Annotated in this window: 17 protein-coding genes; all 17 read right to left on the reverse strand. The window is 41.8% G+C overall.

What is annotated here, in order from left to right; genetic code table 11:
- Positions 1-8: 8 nt before the first annotated feature.
- The 17 genes from glgB to EKM93_RS01100 all read right to left on the reverse strand — a co-directional run bounded on the left by glgB (position 9) and on the right by EKM93_RS01100 (position 16,973).
- On the reverse strand, positions 9-1,892 hold the full coding sequence (gene glgB / locus EKM93_RS01020; RefSeq protein WP_125712157.1) for a 1,4-alpha-glucan branching protein GlgB: 1,884 nt from the start codon (positions 1,890-1,892) through the stop codon (positions 9-11).
- 341 nt (positions 1,893-2,233) lie between these two features.
- Complete coding sequence (locus EKM93_RS01025) at positions 2,234-3,532, reverse strand: D-alanyl-D-alanine carboxypeptidase family protein (protein ID WP_164506948.1); 1,299 nt, start codon at positions 3,530-3,532, stop codon at positions 2,234-2,236.
- Positions 3,533-3,560: 28 nt separating this feature from the next.
- Complete coding sequence (locus tag EKM93_RS01030) at positions 3,561-4,766, reverse strand: sensor histidine kinase (RefSeq protein WP_225423593.1); 1,206 nt, start codon at positions 4,764-4,766, stop codon at positions 3,561-3,563.
- A complete protein-coding gene (locus EKM93_RS01035; protein ID WP_125712160.1) occupies positions 4,756-5,442 on the reverse strand; it encodes a response regulator transcription factor in 687 nt (228 codons plus the stop codon). Before EKM93_RS01035 ends, EKM93_RS01030 begins: the two co-directional genes overlap by 11 nt.
- Before the next feature lie 285 nt (positions 5,443-5,727).
- Positions 5,728-6,045 carry a rhodanese-like domain-containing protein gene (locus EKM93_RS01040; protein WP_225423594.1) on the reverse strand — a complete coding sequence of 106 codons (318 nt, stop codon included), beginning with the start codon at positions 6,043-6,045 and terminating at the stop codon, positions 5,728-5,730.
- Positions 6,045-6,464, reverse strand: a complete 420-nt coding sequence (locus EKM93_RS01045; protein ID WP_164506949.1) for a hypothetical protein — start codon at positions 6,462-6,464, stop codon at positions 6,045-6,047. Before EKM93_RS01045 ends, EKM93_RS01040 begins: the two co-directional genes overlap by 1 nt.
- Before the next feature lie 16 nt (positions 6,465-6,480).
- On the reverse strand, positions 6,481-7,347 hold the full coding sequence (locus EKM93_RS01050) for a nucleoside hydrolase (RefSeq protein WP_125712164.1): 867 nt from the start codon (positions 7,345-7,347) through the stop codon (positions 6,481-6,483).
- Positions 7,348-7,359: 12 nt separating this feature from the next.
- Complete coding sequence (locus EKM93_RS01055; RefSeq protein WP_164506950.1) at positions 7,360-7,986, reverse strand: TIGR04282 family arsenosugar biosynthesis glycosyltransferase; 627 nt, start codon at positions 7,984-7,986, stop codon at positions 7,360-7,362.
- On the reverse strand, positions 7,983-8,981 hold the full coding sequence (locus EKM93_RS01060) for an aminoglycoside phosphotransferase family protein (protein ID WP_125712169.1): 999 nt from the start codon (positions 8,979-8,981) through the stop codon (positions 7,983-7,985). The genes EKM93_RS01055 and EKM93_RS01060 overlap by 4 nt, the downstream gene beginning before the upstream one ends.
- A gap of 5 nt (positions 8,982-8,986) precedes the next feature.
- Positions 8,987-9,661, reverse strand: a complete 675-nt coding sequence (locus EKM93_RS01065; RefSeq protein ID WP_125712171.1) for a TIGR04283 family arsenosugar biosynthesis glycosyltransferase — start codon at positions 9,659-9,661, stop codon at positions 8,987-8,989.
- Positions 9,662-10,660, reverse strand: a complete 999-nt coding sequence (locus EKM93_RS01070; RefSeq protein WP_125712173.1) for an ABC transporter ATP-binding protein — start codon at positions 10,658-10,660, stop codon at positions 9,662-9,664. It lies immediately after the preceding gene.
- Between the two features lie 3 nt (positions 10,661-10,663).
- Positions 10,664-11,455 carry an ABC transporter permease gene (locus EKM93_RS01075; RefSeq protein ID WP_125712175.1) on the reverse strand — a complete coding sequence of 264 codons (792 nt, stop codon included), beginning with the start codon at positions 11,453-11,455 and terminating at the stop codon, positions 10,664-10,666.
- Positions 11,452-12,330 (reverse strand): ABC transporter permease, encoded by an 879-nt coding sequence (locus EKM93_RS01080; protein ID WP_164506951.1) that lies wholly within the window; start codon positions 12,328-12,330, stop codon positions 11,452-11,454. The genes EKM93_RS01075 and EKM93_RS01080 overlap by 4 nt, the downstream gene beginning before the upstream one ends.
- Positions 12,320-13,570: an ABC transporter substrate-binding protein gene (locus tag EKM93_RS01085; protein ID WP_125712177.1), complete on the reverse strand. Its 1,251-nt coding sequence runs from the start codon at positions 13,568-13,570 to the stop codon at positions 12,320-12,322. Before EKM93_RS01085 ends, EKM93_RS01080 begins: the two co-directional genes overlap by 11 nt.
- Positions 13,571-13,582: 12 nt before the next feature.
- A complete protein-coding gene (locus EKM93_RS01090; RefSeq protein ID WP_125712179.1) occupies positions 13,583-14,236 on the reverse strand; it encodes a TVP38/TMEM64 family protein in 654 nt (217 codons plus the stop codon).
- 101 nt (positions 14,237-14,337) lie between these two features.
- Positions 14,338-15,387 carry a sulfurtransferase gene (locus tag EKM93_RS01095; RefSeq protein ID WP_125712181.1) on the reverse strand — a complete coding sequence of 350 codons (1,050 nt, stop codon included), beginning with the start codon at positions 15,385-15,387 and terminating at the stop codon, positions 14,338-14,340.
- Between the two features lie 473 nt (positions 15,388-15,860).
- A complete protein-coding gene (locus EKM93_RS01100) occupies positions 15,861-16,973 on the reverse strand; it encodes a GH25 family lysozyme (RefSeq protein ID WP_125712183.1) in 1,113 nt (370 codons plus the stop codon).
- Positions 16,974-16,996: the final 23 nt, after the last annotated feature.

Raw genomic sequence — 16,996 nt, forward strand, 5'->3', positions numbered from 1 at the left:
CTTCCTCCTCAGTCGCGTTTTAAATGCTTAGGTTTGATGACCAAACAACTCATCGCCGGTAAGATCACTTCAATCGAGTCTGGTTCACTCTTGTAAGGTGTTCCAGTCGTCTTAAACGTCTTTTGACTGCCGGTCCAAGTGCCACCAAATTCAAGCATTTCTGTATTTAATAGTTCCTCATAAGTCCCCGCAAACGGTACGGGGATGCGAAAATCTTTTTTCTCCACTGGTACTAAATTAAATGCAAAGATAATAAAATCTTCCGGTGTCTTTGCCCGCCGGATAAAGCCCAAGGTTGAAGATTGGGGATCATCTGCGTTTGTAATCAAAATGCCTGCAGTTTCATGATCCAGTTCCCAAAGTGCTGGTTCATCATGGTAAATTTGGTTCAATCGTTGGGTAAAAATTTGCATCTTCTGGTTCATTTCATCGTCCAGATCTACCCATTCCAGTGGGCTGGCAAACCGCCATTCTAAAAATTGGCCCCATTCGCTGCCCATGAATAATAATTTCTTGCCGGGATGGCCTAACATGTAGGTCATCATTGTGCGTAAGTTCGCAAACTGATTATACCGATCACCTGGCATCTTGTGCATTAGTGACTTTTTTCCATGGACCACTTCATCATGGGAAAACGGTAGAATAAATTGTTCATCATACATATATAAAAACGAAAAAGTTAATAAGTTCAAATGATCCTGTCTAAACAGCGGATCCATCTCAAAAAATTCTAATGTATCGTGCATCCAACCCATGTCCCACTTATAGTTAAACCCTAAACCGCCTTGGTCAACTGGGCCCGTCACACTTGGGAACGAGGAAGATTCTTCGGCAATCATCAAAATATCGGGATGATATTTAAAGACCGTTTGATTCAATTTACGAATAAAAGCTTGGCCTTCGATATTACCGTTATCCCCATATTTATTTGTAACGCCTTCTTTACCAGCATCGTAGTCTAAATACAGCATGTTGGAAACCGCATCGACCCGCAAGCCATCTAGATGACAAAAATCTAGCCAAAACATTGCACTGGAAATCAAAAAGCTTTGTACTTGAGACTTCCCTAGATCAAAGTTCCAACTGCCCCAACGTACATTATCTGCTCTAAAATTATCCGAATATTCAAAGGTCGGTGTCCCGTCATAAAGGGCCAACGCATCCATATTTCGAATAAAGTGGCCTGGCACCCAGTCCATAATGACCCCGATGCCTGCTTCATGAAAAGCATCAATCATTGCCAAAAATTCTGGCAACGTGCCAAAGCGACTCGTTGGTGCAAAATAACCCATCAGCTGATAGCCCCACGAAGCATCTAATAAATGCTCCATCAACGGCATTAGTTCCACATGGGAATAACCCATTTTCTTAAGATAAGGCACTAATTGGGCTGTGATCTGCGTATAGGTCAAATAATGATTGGCCTCATCTCGACGCCAAGAGCCCAGATGGACTTCATAAATATTAATCGGTCGATCATAAGGCGGCTCTTTTTGCCGACGACTCAGCCAAGCTTTATCCTGCCATTGATAATCTGGCAGACCAGCCACAATACCACTGTTGCCCGGCTTGCGTTCAAACCCAAAGGCATAAGGATCAATTTTCAGCTGATAAGTGCCATCCCGGGCCAAAATGCCAAATTTATACATTTCTCCCGCTTTAGGCACTGTAGTTGTTAAGGTCCAAATCCCCGTATCCTCAATTAAAGTCATTGGCATATCCTGCTGCCAATCATTAAAATCGCCTACGAGATAAACCTTTTGCGCATTCGGTGCCCAAACTGTAAACCGATAACCATCGGTCGCTTGATGGCAGCCTAAAAAATCATAACTCTCAAAATAATTGCCTGTGTTAAATAAGTAAGCACGACGCCGAAATTCAACGTTATTCATTGACCTCACCTCTTCATCATAGAAAGCAAATGGACAAGAGATTCTTTAAATTGCCTAAATTATACAATATAATAACCCACGGCATAGTCTCAGAAGTCTTGTCCAGCAAAAAATTTTTTTGTTGCTCAGTTGAAATTGAAAGCAATAATTCTATTATGATTTTATTATAACGTTTTTCAGTGCTGCTTTGTAGGGCAAAATAGGGCATTTGACCAGAAAATCACAATATATCAGTTTATAGACAAATAATTCACAAAAATTCATTCACAAACTCCATAAAAAAATTCTGTTGACCAAAGACATTTTTTGCCTTTGATCAACAGAATTTAAAAGTCACTTATTTAAAATATTTTATTAAACAGAATTTGGTACCATGGCAATTTAGTTACCGCTTTTTCGGTCATTACCGCCGTTTTGGGCTGTGCCTGAACAAAAATATAATCTGGCTTAGCTAACTGATATTGACCAATCACTTGATTGGCCTTAACCGGTGCCGTAATGCCTTGGCGATAAGCTTTCTTTAGCTTCAGCTGGCCCTGTGTGCTGGCCGCAGAACGTAACTGCCAAAATTTTTGCGTTTTAGCCGCTGTCAAAGTCACATATTTTTGACGGCCATTAATCACTTTCAGCTTTTGTCCATTAGGCAATGCCTTTTGTGCCGTCAAAACCGTATCGTATTGCCAACTGGCTAAGGTTGCTTTTAACAAACCTGCAGTGGCTACAAATCGTTTAGTTTTATCATCTGCTGCCCCTTGCGCATTCATTACCACCGCAATCAAACGGCGGCCATTTACCTTTAAAGTTGCCGTGAAGCACTCACCGGCCGCATCACTCGTACCGGTTTTTAAACCATCAATGGCCAAACTGGCATCATACATCTGCAGACCCGGCAACAGCATATTCCAGTTCGTCATCTCAAAAGAACCGGCCTGGTTTGCTCTAAAGGTCTGCTTGGCGATTTTGGTCGTCTGCAGTACTTCTGGATAGTCCGCTAATACATGCTGCGCGACTTGCGCCGTATCGTAAGCACTCATTTCATTTTCAGCATCAGCCCCCGTCCCCGGCACAGCCAGATCCCCCAGCAGACTATTATTCAAGCCACTGGCATTCACAATTGTGGCATCTTTAATGCCCCAATCCGTCAACTGCTGCTGCATCAACTTAACAAAATTGGCCTGGGAGCCGGCTACTTTTTGGCCCAACAACATCACGGCCACATTAGCCGAATAAATCCATGACGCCTCATATAATTCTTTAACAGTATAGGCCGTTCCAGCCGTTAACGGGACGTTAGATAATTCGGTACCTTCACTTAACGCGGCTTGAGCTTCATCAGGTGCAATCGTATCGGTCCACTGGATTTTGCCTTGGTCAATTGCCTTTAAAACCAAATACAAGCTGATCATTTTAGACATTGACGCCACCGGTAACGCTGTACTGGCCTCTTTGGCGTATAAAACTTGACCGCTTTTGGCATCCAACACCACTGCCGCCTTTGCGTTAACGGCATAATTATCAGGGTTAAAATTCGCCGGTGCCGCTGCTTGGACCGACTGGGTACTAAAAGCCAATAAACCGATTAATAAACTGAAACTCAGTATTAATAGATATAAAGGCGTTATTCGTCGTTTTGTAATCACTAAATCAACACTTTCTTTGTAAATTAGACTAGACGTGGTTCAAAAATTTAGCATCCCGGGCCGCCACATTTTCCGGTTTAATTAAGCGGGCCCCATGTTTCAATGGCAAGTGCATAATAAAACGTGTCCGTTCATTGCGAGACACCGCATAAATATAGCCGCCATGCAATGCGACAATACTTTGAGCAATTGCCAAACCTAAACCACTGCCGCCAGTTTCATGAGAACGCGAGCTTTCTACCCGATAAAAACGATCAAATAAATGCGCTAAATCCGCTTTAGGAATCATCTTCCCATCGTTACTAATTTGAATAATGACCTCTGAATTGGACTGCCGAGCTTCAATTAGTAACTCAGTTGCCCCCTCCCCATATTTAAAAGCATTAATAATCAAATTATTAAACACCCGGCTTAGCTTTTCTGGATCCGCATCCATCATTAATGGATCCGGTCGCGTTGTTGTAATGATATGAATATTAGACTTTTGCGCCTCCAACTCATACCCCGCCGCTAATTGCGCCAGCATATTGGTCATATTGATGGACGCATAGCTCATGGACGTTGCAGTTTGTTGAATCTTTGTAAATTCAAATAAATCATCAACTAATACTTTCATCTGCTTGGACTTAACGTAGGCCGTCCGCGTGTACTTAACTAATTCCGCCTCATTTTTATACTGGCCATCTTCAATTAAGCCCAAATAACCAATTACCGACGTTAACGGCGTCCGAATATCGTGACTAACATTGGTGATTAATTCATCTTTAGAACGCTCAATCCGCCGTTCTTCATTGATCGACCGACTCGTACTCTCCACTAAAGCATTGATACTATCAATCACCTTTTGCAGATCAGAACCGACTTTAAACTCAATACGATGGTCAAAATGACTATCGGCAATATAATGCAGCTCACTAATCACATGGCGCATCTGAATCTGCCGATACCGCCGCATTAAACGCCAATAGACAATTAACCCGTTGACTAATAATAAGACTACAAAAAATAACAGCCGCCAAAGTCCCCAATGAAAGCGCCACGTATCCGCCGTCACAATCACTCGAATCAAACTCAAACTACCAGAGAAACTCGTATTAAACGCTTGGTTCACCAGTAAAATCAAAGCCAACTCAAAAACCAGCAACAGTCCAACCGTAATGATGCCTTCAACAATTAATTCACTTTTTTCTTTTGCGGTTAACACAATCTTTTTATAAACCTTTTCAGCCTGCAACTTTGTAACCCACGCCCCAAACTGTTTCGATCACCTTTTCGCCAGCAGTTGCTTCTTCAATCTTGTCTCGTAAATGGCTCACATGAACCATGACGGTCTTGGCAGAAACAATACTTTCCTGCTGCCAAACCCGTTCAAAAATTTCATCCGCTGAAAAAACCCGATTGGGATGACTGGCCAATAAGTATAAAATACCAAATTCTAACGCCGTCAACTGAATATTTTTTCCAGTTAACGTCATCACTTCATGAGAATCCTTTTTAATCGTCAAAGGTCCCACTTCCAAACGATCCGGCACCTCTGCTGTAACTTGCTGCTCACTACGGCGCAACAAAGAACGTACCCGAGCCATTACCTCTAAAGGATTAAATGGCTTGGAAACATAATCATCTGCCCCTGTAATCAACCCTTGAATCTTGTCCATATCCGCCGTCTTAGCAGATACGATAATAATTGGAATCTGCGAATCTTTACGTACTTCCTTGATGACATCGATCCCATTCATATTCGGCATCATAATATCCAAAATCATCAATTTAATATCTGGGTTCGTAATCAGTTTTGTTAACGCTTCCTTACCTGAATACGCCGTGATCGCCTCATAGCCCTCATTCTTAACATAAATACTTAAGAGCTCAACAATCTCCTTATCATCATCTACAATTAAAATTTTCATAAGTCCGACTCCTTGGTTATGGTTAAACTGCCATATAAAACTATCTTACCAAAAAAACTTAAAAAAATCTTTAGTAAAGCACAAGAGCGCGTTTAGAGCGTGACCAAAGACGGGTTGATTTTGAGTATAGCCTAGGCTAACGCCGTGAGCGTACTTTGCTTACAAGTTAGACGTAGCTAGGCGCAGAAATCAGTCTTTGGGAACGCGTTTCAAAAAACGAACACAAAACCCAACAAAAATAACCCCCAAAATCAGCACCATCACTAATCTCAAGGATCACCCGTTTTAAGGCGTCAGCCCTTTTTTCCGTGGGCCCCGCCAAAAAATCATCCCACCTAAAACATTAACCACATCAAAACCCTTTTCAGACAAATAAATCGCTGCCTGAACACTATCCACACCGCCTTCACAAATGACATAAGTCTTTTCTGTAGGCGTGTACAACCCCGCTTCTACACTTGCCCGGGGCACATTTATAGCACCAGGAATATGGCCCGCCTCATAAAGTGCTGGTTCACGGACATCTAAAATCACCGGCTGAGTGGGGACTAACTTTGTAAATTCTGTCATTGAAATATTTTGTAGATCACGTTTATCCGCCATTATTTTACCCCCTCTTGTTTTTCACGGGATACAACAATTACCAGTAGCTGTAAAATGATTGCTAAACAAAAACACGTTAAATCATAAAAGTAAAGCGGCATTGCCGTTTGCCTCACCATTACAAAAGCCACCATCCCGGCTGCCAACAAAACCAGCCACACCGCATTTAAAATAGACAGCAGCCGTTTGTGCCGACGATAACGAAAATGTAATACAGCTAAAGCGACAACGGTTAAAATTAACAGCAGCCCCACTAAGCCATGAATTAAATAAAAAGGATAATTTTCATTCATAAATAAAATCTGTCGCATAAAACCTAAACGTGTATTATACAAAACATCTAATTCATACGGTAACATCAAAAAAATAATTTCAAAAAGCCATAATATAATAAGTCCAATACGTTTGCCCCATCTCACCGGCGCCACCTCAATTCTAAGCCTTATTTAACGCCGTAATTAATTCACCATTCAACGCCGCTAAATCTTTTAGTTCAATCATCACACGAATCATTCGCTTTGTTGTTGCCTCAGTAACCGCAATTAACCCAGTGGTCCAATCACACTGCGCCGCATCCAAAGACTGCGTCGTAAACGTAAATGCCGCCGGCTGGCACAAAGCAAGCGCCGTTAAGCCGTCCCAGTTAATGAACCCATCAACACCGCCCACCGCCTGCATCGTATCCATCCAGGCAAATAACGCCGACTGCAGCCAACGCTGATTTTCAGAATGCGCAGGAGCCAAGTGCTGTTTCAAAAAAGACCGATCCATCACCGCTGTCGTCAAATACTGCCCACTGACCACCGTTAACGGTACCTGACTTTCAAAAACAGCCCGAGTTGCCGCAGGCGCCACTGAAAAGTTCAACTCGGCCACTTCATGGTGATTCACTAATAACCGATCAAAGCGCCCGCCCATCACAACAACATCATGGACTAACTCAAAAAAATCAGGTTCAATCTCAGCAGCTTCGGCCAAATTAGCCAAACTCCCCGTTGCTAAAATCGTCACCTCATGGGGATATAGCCGTACTTGCGTTGCCATGAAAGTCGCTGCTGCTGAAGGCGTCGTAGAAACTTGCCCTTTTTCATGGCCGGGATACGTCGACAACGCCAGCCCAAACTGCTGCCAAAGTAGTGCCGTTTGTGCCGTCACTTGGGCCAATGTGCCATTGCCAAATGTCAAAGTTACCCCTAATAAAGTAACCTCTGGCTGCTGCAATAAATAAAATAAAGCGACCCCATCGTCCACGTCTTTTTGTGGTAAACCCGTTGTATTGTCACAATCATAAATTAATTTCATTATTATCCCTCATTACCCCTCGATATACGCCGCAACCTTTTGCAGATCAGCTTTAAAATCCACATCCACTAATGTTGGCAATAACGCCAAAGAACAACGGGCCTGTTGGATCAACGTCACCGTTGTTTCCCACACACTATTGGAACTCCAAGAAATATCGGTATCCAAAAATGGCGCCACCGCTGTTTGATGCGTTCCAATTAAATAATAACCCCCATCAAACGTTGGCCCCAACACTAAATCATGGGTCGCCAAAGCCGCCGCAGCCCTGCGCAGTGTGGCCGCTGTTAATTGCGGAATATCACTGCCGGTTAACAGCACTCGCTCAAACCCCTGCTCTTGCACTTTTTCAATCGCCTGCGTCATCTTAAAGCCCAACGTTCCAGTTGCTTGCGGAAATGCCTGAAGCCAGCTAGGTCGCTGTGCCAAAAAAGTCGCCGTCGTTTGCGGATCGCGGCCTTGATAGGCAAAAAAGATCGTCATTTCTGAAGTCAATGTCTGACTTAACTTGAACAGCTTTTGTAACATCATCGTTTGAATTTGTGCCGCTGAAGTTGGCGTCAAATCTGAAGCTAACCGAGTTTTCACATACCCTGGTTCTGGAATTTTGGAAAAAATAATATACGCCGTCTTGCTCACAAAATCACCCCATATTTTGCCAATAACGGTTTGGCAAAGTCCACCTGTAAAAAAGATTGACATTTATGTAAAATCTCAACATTTTGAATTGGTTTTTGATCGTACGTTGCCACCAGCATCCCGCACCACGATAAAGCCCGTAGCAACAAAAATGGCATGTAATGCGCAATATTAGCCCGCAACTGCGGCATAGGCTGCTGCGTCAGCTGACTGTAACGGGTCAAAAAACCAGTCACTTCCGCCGGCGTCAAAACCGTCGTTGTCCGAAATAAAGTCGTGGTTTCAACCATAAATTGCGTTAAATCTTGGACTGAATTACTAATAACCGGCTTCTCCCAATCAATCAAATACCCGGTTGTTGGTGTGATTAAAAAGTTATTCGCGTTAACTTCCGTATTCACCAGACACTGGGGCTGTTGGGCAAAATAAGCATCCGCATTATGCGTGTCACACCATTGTCGCAATGCCAACAATAACTGAATCTCTGCCGGCGCCAGTTTGTCCGTCGTTTTCACCGGCTGCAATAATTCATCAGCCTCTTGTAAACGCGCCGTACACAGTTTTGTCTCCGTTTTCAGTGCCTGATAAGCTTGAGGCGTCACTGGCAAATTATGAATCGCTGCAAAAATTTCCGCCGCCGTCTGTAAATCCCGTTGATAATTTAACGGCTGCCCCGGCAAGAACGTTTCAATCATAATATCCTGTTCAAAAAACGTCCGCGTATCATCTAAATAAAGCGGTTCTGGTGTCCGTTGACTCGGTTTTAATAACTGTAACGCCTCATATTCATAACGCGCCTGCTGCACCACATTAATTTGCGAACCATAATTTATTCTAAAAACTAATTTTTCCTGGGTAGTTGTCGTCAACAAAAAATTACGATTATACTCCCCCTGGGCCAAAAAAGTCACCGTGTCCAGCGGCTGATAATGTAATTTGGCCATTAACTGCCGGTCTACAACATACGTGCTCACTAATTTTGCTAAATCTGCCATTTATTTCACCGCTTTCGATAATAACGGCGCTGTAATTTTTCAGGCGCCACGCCAAATATATATTGTAACTTAATGCTTTGCATATGCCAAAATGTCCGCCATGGGCCTTGTGTTTGATATTTGCGGGCACTGGTCAATATGGGCAATGCAAATTGCGTAAAGGGGACGTTTAAGCGTGCCAGCTGCCGACTTAAGGCCCAATCTTCCATCAACGGCTGGGCTTTAAAACCCCCGCTTTGCTCATAAATTGCTCTTTGAATAAATAACCCTTGATCCCCAAACAACAACTTAGCTCGTCGCGCCCGGAAATTAGAACTCCGCGCTAAATTTTTAAAAAATCGGCGGTGGTCATCAAATTTTAACGTAAAAAAACCAATTTTTGCCGTTGTCTGCCGTAAAGTCGGTAACGGGGATCCTTCAGGAAACCGAGAATCCGCATGTAAAAATAAGAAGGCCTTGCTTTGCGCTAAGCGTGCGCCCAATTGTAATTGGGCCCCGCGATTAGCTTTAGGACTTGTAACATACTGATAATCCTCCGGTAAAAAAGCCGGTCGAGCCCGTTGACTGCCATCCACAATAATAACCGCCACATCCGTCAAATCCCACTGCCCCAATTCCGCCAGTAAGCGCTGTAAGGCAGCATCATCTTGGTATACCGGAATAATAATGGTTAACCACATTTAATACACCACCGGTAATTGTTTGAAATAAAAATCGTAACTTTCACCAGTGGTAACTGCATTTGGTGGTAAATTCACTGACAAAACGGTTGTCCCAACTTGCAAAGTCACCCGTTCTAAATTACCGATCCAACGATGATCTAAAACTTGCGCCTTAAAAGCCGGATAGTCACTGACGGTCAGCTGCAAAAATTGGGCAAACGGGATATACAATGTTGGCGTAACGGGCTTTTTAGCCGTATGCCAAGTTACTGGGCCTTGATAGATCGCTGTTTTGATCGTCTTATCAATCCAAGTGCCGGGGATAAAGTTCGCCTGACCCAAAAATTCTGCCACCGCTAAATTGGCCGGTGCTTGTTCCAAATGGGCGGGTTCATCTAACTGCATCACCGTCCCGTCAATCAAAATAGCCACTTGATTAGACAGTAGATAAGCTTCGTTTTTATAGTGGGTCACAAAAATAATTGTTAACTGAAATTGCTGCTGTAATTGTTTGACAAAATTCAGCATCTCTAAGCGCAAGCCTTCGTCCAAACTGGAAAAAGGCTCATCCATTAAAACTAGTTTCGGTTTCAAAATCAATGCCCGGGCTAAAGCTACCCGTTGCTGCTGTCCGCCGGATAATTCATCAGGATACCGTTTTGCCAAATCACTAATTCCCATCGTTTTCATGATCTCCGCCGCCCGAGCTAAACGGGCTTTTTTAGGGATGTGGCGCATTTTTAAACCAAACGTAATGTTTTGCACGACGGTCATATGGGGAAATAGCCGATAATCTTGAAAGACCAAAATACCTTTTGGCTGGGCATCGTTATCCCCGTAAAAGCGACCGCTAGTAGGCTGATCAATTTGGGCTAATATATTTAATAAGGTTGTTTTCCCGCCGCCGGAGGGTCCTAAAATAGCAAAGACTTCATTTTCTTCAATTTTTAAATCAATCTGCTTTAAAATTTCTTGATGACCTTTTGTTTGGGAAATCTTTTCTAAATAATAAGCCATTGCTCAGCCTCGCTTTCTTTGTCGATTTAACAAGCTATCTAATATAAATAGTGGCACTAAAGTGACTAACATAAATGTAACACCATAGACGGCCGCAATTTGATATTTGCCTTCCTGGGTGAAAGGAAACATCCGTACCGACAGCGTCAAATAATTCCCATTCCCCACCATTAAAGTGGCTAAATATTGGGTCATTGAAACGATATAAGTCATCATCAAAGCCCCCTGTAAGCCGGGCTTTGATAACGGCAAGGTGATTTTAAAAAACGTCTGCCAAGGCGAGGCCCCTAAATTACGGCCAGTCACCTCGTAGCGATTTTTCAGCAGGACTAAGTTATCCACTAATAATTTCACCGCATACGGCAGGCAAAATAACGTGTGGACACAAATGACTCCGAAAAAAGTACCGGTCAAACTATATTTAATCATCATAAAGTCAATATTAGTTAATAACGCAATCCCCGGCACAATCAGTGGTAAATAAACACAGACACTGAATAATCTTTTCCCGGGAAATGTGTAATACGCTAAGGCAATTGCCGTCGGATAGGCAATTACTAATGTCAAAATAATCGTCCCGCCAGCTAATAATAAGCTTGCCCGCAATGAACTTAGCAATTCCACATTTGTTGTTAACTGCCGGAAATAATAACCCCAATCTAATGACCCGGGAAATAATCGCGGATAATGCCACTGTTGGCCCACTGATAAGAAGACAATAACGGCTAATGGCATCAAAATTAATAAGGCAAAAATAATGATGATGATACTGCGTTGAATCACTTTTCGGCTCATTTAAGGCCTCCCAAATGCCCACCTGGCAGCCGCCGACTTAAGTATAAAACAGCGCCTGCACATAGGACTGCAAACAAGGACAACAAAATATTTAAGCTCATAATTAATGGCATTTGGGTCAAATCTCCCTGTACATAAAAATCATAAATATAAACTGGCAGTAATTCTCGTCGGGGATTGCCCAATAAATAAGGCACTTCATACGCCCCAAAGTTAAATGAAAAGTTGATAATAAAGGCATTTAGCAAAGCGGGCTGGATCATCGGTAATGAAATGTGCCAAAAAATTTGCAATTTAGAAGCCCCTAGGTTTTGGCCCACAGCGCTATAACGACGATCTAGTGACCGCAATACCAGCATTAAAGACACAATGACAAACGGAATTTCTTTCCACAGATACGTCAAAATGATCCCTATTTGCAAGGGATCATTGACGAGTAATGGGAAATGCTGCGGGCCTTTTAGCCAGCCCAAATGAACTAATAGACTTGGGACTAACCCCGTTTGGCTCAAAAGCTGCAGCAATGCCAAAATTACAAAAATATGTGGCAGCATCACCGGTAATTGCGCCAGCTTAAAGCCAAAACGCCCCACCGGTCCTGTACTGCGTTGTAAAACTAACGCTAAAGCTAGACCACCTAAACACGCTAAACCCGCACTGAGCAGTGCAAAGCAAAATGTGCGTAAGCTGGTGGTTAAAAAAGTTTTATCCTGCAGCGCCGTCATGTAATATTTGAACGTCAATGTTTTTAGACCCATCAATGGATAGTAGCCTAAACTGGTCACAATTGATTTAATAAAGGCACTTACAAAGACAAAACAAAAGAAAATCGTAAACGGGCTGAGCAATAAAATTAACTTTTTTTTAGTCAGCATTCAAAACGTATTCCTTCCAAAGTGATTCGATAATCGGAATCTTCTTGCCTGAAACTTCTGGTAAACGTTTGTCTGCCAAAGTTTGTGTTGTTAACGTATGATCTGTTTCAGCAGTGGCATTGATTTTTTCAGTCATCGCACTTGGCATCTTAGCTGCACTATAAGGCGGTACAACGGCCCCATACTTCAATTTTAGCCGTTCTGTCTGTGCTTTTTGACTTAACATCGTATTAATCAACACAACAGCAGCTGCTTTATCTGGTGCGGTTTTAGGGATGGCCAAGTAGTTATAGTTTCCAATAGTCCCTTTATCAAAAACAAATGTCTGCGCATCGTCGGTGAAAACGCCGGCTTTCTTTTGAGTAGCCGCATACATTTGGTTATAAGAAAAAGTCATGGCAATCTGGTGATCTGCAAACATCTTGTCCATCTGTGCTGTTGTCTTTGGATAAGTCTTCCCTTCAGACCACAAGTAAGGTTTTAATTCATTTAAATAATCTAAACTTGGCTTGATCACTTTGTAAATGCCTGCCTTAGTTGCAGGGGCGTCATTCAAAGCTTTATAGCCCACTGTTTCATAAATAATGTTACGAACAAAGGCACTACCGGTGAAATCTGGTGGGGCAACATAAGTTAATTTACCAGGATTTGCTTTAGCCCAAGTCAACATTTTTTCAGCGCTCGTTGGATAGTCGCCGTTAAACATTGATTGACTGCCGACAAATACAAATTGTGCATTGCCGTAAGGTACTTCTAAATGATCAATGGCAACGTTCATATCTTTTTTGACATCTAAGTCGCTGCTGTTAATATATTTCGCCATATTCGGGATGATCTTGCCATCCACTGGACCATCTAACAAATTCAATTTTTTGGCATTATAGAAGTTTTCCCCATTAATCCAAAGCACATCCATATTGCCGCTGGTCTTATTGGCTTCTTTTTCATTGGTTAGTTTGTTCAAAATCGTATCAATATCCATTGGTACGCGTTTTAAAGTAACCCCTTTTGCCTTCATCATTGGGGCAACAACTTCGTCCAGCCATTTGTTTTGTGTGTCTGAACCACCATAGCCGTAATAAGTTACCGTCTTGCCTTTTGCATCTTTTAAAGCTTGTGAATAGCTTGTTGGCAATTTATCCGCTGTATCTGCTGCTTTTTTAGAGGAGCCACACCCCCATAACACTAATAAACACAGACTTAACAATAAGCCTAAATATAAAAATTTACGTTTTTTCAAAAAAACGCCCCCTTAAATCATTTTCTTCTTCTGTCCAATACGTTTTGGAATATAAGTTAGTAAAAATAAAACAACGCCCAAAATTGCAAATTTAAGTGATAATCCCCAAGAGATGCCTTGGGTTAAAATATCTGACGCTAAGTACGCATAAATGAAGCACGCCGGCAACATGGTGATGCCAGACACTAATGAAAAGCGCCAAAACTTCATTGGTGTCAAAGCGTAAGCATAACTTTGAATGGCGTATGGAAAAATAGGCACCAAGCGGGTCAAAATCAAAAAGGAGATCCCATTTTCATCAACACCCTGCATAATTTTTTGGAATGTCGGCTGCTGCCCATACTTCTTAATCACGGCGTCTTTCAAAAAAGTTCGACCTAAGATGAAAGAAACACTAGCGCCAATCGTACTGCCGATAACCGTTAACAATCCGCCTAAAAAGCCCCCGTAAGCAATCCCTGCCACAACGGCCAGCAAACCGCCGGGTAACATGAAAACGGAAGTAACCAAACACAATAAGATAAATACCCCATAGCCCAGCCAGCCTTGCTGCTTAAACCAAACTTGCATCGCTGGTACATTTTGCAGTAAATCAATCAAACCAGTTTTGTAAAAAATAATAATACCCAAAGCAATGGCGGCGATGAATAGCACGACTTTTTTCACTGATGGCCTCCTTTTCCACCGCTTGATTCAAAATAAGCAATGAAAAAGGGCGTTTGTGCGCAAAATTTCATCTGCCTCAAACCGCCTTTTTCATATGACTCTTATTTTAGAATCTTAACGTTTTCAGAACGTGGATCGCCAACTTGTACTTGATATTTAGCAGGATGTTTCTTATGTGCTAAGTCCCAAGCGTACCAACCGCCATCATACAAGTGAACATTCTTCCAGCCCGCTTGATAAGTGATGAAGAAAGCGGTTGTTGCCCGCCAGCCTGTACCACAGTAAAAATCAATATTGCTGTCAGAAGTGACACCCCATTTTGCCCAAGCTTTGGAAACTTGGTCGGCTGTCTTAACGGTGCCATCTTTATTCAAAAGATAATCGACATCAGAACTTGTCTTACTAGATTTTGTATAAACGGCGCCTTTAGGTTCGCCTTTATCCTTAATGTAAGAATAACCACTGGTCTTACCAATGAATTCTTTCCAAGAACGTGTACTTGCTAAAACAACATTTGAATCTTCTTTTTGCTGTTTCTTAAAGTCAGCTGGTGTTTTGATTTCATATTGTGGGTTAGCAGGTACCTCTACGCCAAAGTCCGTTGCGGCTTTAACGGATTTGGCAGCACCCTTTTGGATGTCCAAATCATCTTTTTGCCAACCTTTATAACCACCGTCAATGACTTTGATATTATTAACCCCAGTCCACAAAGCGGCAAAAGCAACCCGGCAGGCAGCGTTAATATCAGTTGAATAAACAATCAAAGTTGTGTTGCTTGTGACACCGTTCTTCAAAAGTAACTTTTTAATCTTTTCTGCAGATAACAAGTTCCATTGATTTGCTTCTGATTCTACAGAATTGGTGTTGATATGCACAGCGCCCGGCACGTGGCCTTTTTTGAAAGTACTATCGTTACCATATGAAGCTTCAAAAATCTTATAGTCTTTCACATCTGTTTGACCATTGATCACTTCATTAACCCAATGTGGGCTCACAAAGACTCTTGGTCCAGCCGTTTCTTCAGTGTCGTCTTTTTGCGCAAAATAATTGTCAGCTGCGCTCACTTTTTTTACATTTGTCCCCAAGACAAGTGCAAATACGGTCAAAAATAATGGCAATATAATCAATAGCCCTTTTTTAACTTTTCCCATCATGTTTCCTCCTAGAATAATTGTTATGTATTAATTAGCATAATTGGTACACTATCATAAAATTTATTTTTTAGCTACCCTCCAGACATATGGATAACGACAATTATTCGCAATTGTTTGATAACCTTTTAACTTGCTAGCGATTTCATTATAAGCGCATAAGGGCTATAACGCAATAGTAACTTGATTTAAAGTAAATTGGTATCAACATGAAGAACCAATTCACTTTATTCTGATATTATCAATTTAAGCGATTATTCCAAAATTATATCAAGTTTAAAGATGCCTTTTTTAGTCAAAATTACCTTATTTTTGAAAAATTGGTCTAGTTTAAATCATACTAAATTATTTCCGTTATATTCCTGAAATAACAGCTCAAAAAAAATCTGGTGACTAGATTTTTTGTCATCTAATCACCAGATTTAAATATTTGGTCTAATGCCCTCTACACGAATTTACGATAAAGCTTAGTATTAGTTGTTACCGCTACCGTTCGCATCGCTAGCCATAATATATTCCGTATCACTTACTTGATAAGCAGGTTTGTCATTAATCGTTGTCACACTGTTGATTAACCATTGGCTACCGTTTGTAAATTTGCTAGAAGAACCAGAAATGGCTTTACCTTGCTTGTTTACAGCCGTTACACCACTATTCGCTGCATTAATCGTTACAATACCAGCTTGTGTTGTATCATCTTGATAAAGATAAACATTGTCGCCGACAGCATAAGCTGTTTTACCGTTAATTAAAACAATACCATTTTTCCGCCATTGAGAACCCGCATCAAAATAGCGCACAACTTTGCCAGTACTTGTCACAGCACGAGCCGCTTTAGAACCGACAGTGGCCACATTCGCACTGCTATTTGTCGTTACTGTTGTGTTGGCATCTGTTGATGGGGCTTGAGAGACACTATTATTTGTGAATAAACCCGTAAAGTCATAACTCATGTCTAAGTTCATCCCATTGTAATTAGATGTATACTGCCAAGCAGCCGCATTATCCACACCCGGTTGGTTCACACCATAGTTGGCCACCCAAATTGGATAATTGGTTGGGACTTTGTTATACCAGAACCAAGAAGCCATTGAATAAGTTACTTGATTACTATAACCTCGAGCCGCTAATTCTGCTTGGAACGTTTGTGTATCCCCATAAGGATTAGACATGCTGCTGTCTTCTACATCGGCAACCATAACGGTACTTTTATCTAAGCCATAACTTTCAGCTGTGTTGGCAAAAAAGTCTGCTTCGTTTTTAGCGCTGTTATAACCGCTATAACGGGCATAATGGTACAAACTAACCTTCATCCCAGCCGCTTGTGCGCTCTTAATTTGAGCGGCAGCTTTAGGATTCACATAACCGGTGCCTTCAGTTAATTTGATAACCACACCAGCCACATCCCCAGTGGCCAAGTTTTGGAAAAATGATTCTGAGGAATCTTGATAACTGGCAACATCCGCAAACTTAGAAAAGCTGCTGGCCTGTACTTGCTGCTGTGCTGTAGCAAAACCTGCCCCCAACACTGAAATACCTAGTAAAAACATCGCTGAAAGTTTCTTAAAAGCTTTTTTTCTGAACATTAATTAAATTCTCCATTTTCCAA

Source organism: Agrilactobacillus yilanensis (assembly GCF_003946725.1).
Classification (GTDB): domain Bacteria; phylum Bacillota; class Bacilli; order Lactobacillales; family Lactobacillaceae; genus Agrilactobacillus; species Agrilactobacillus yilanensis.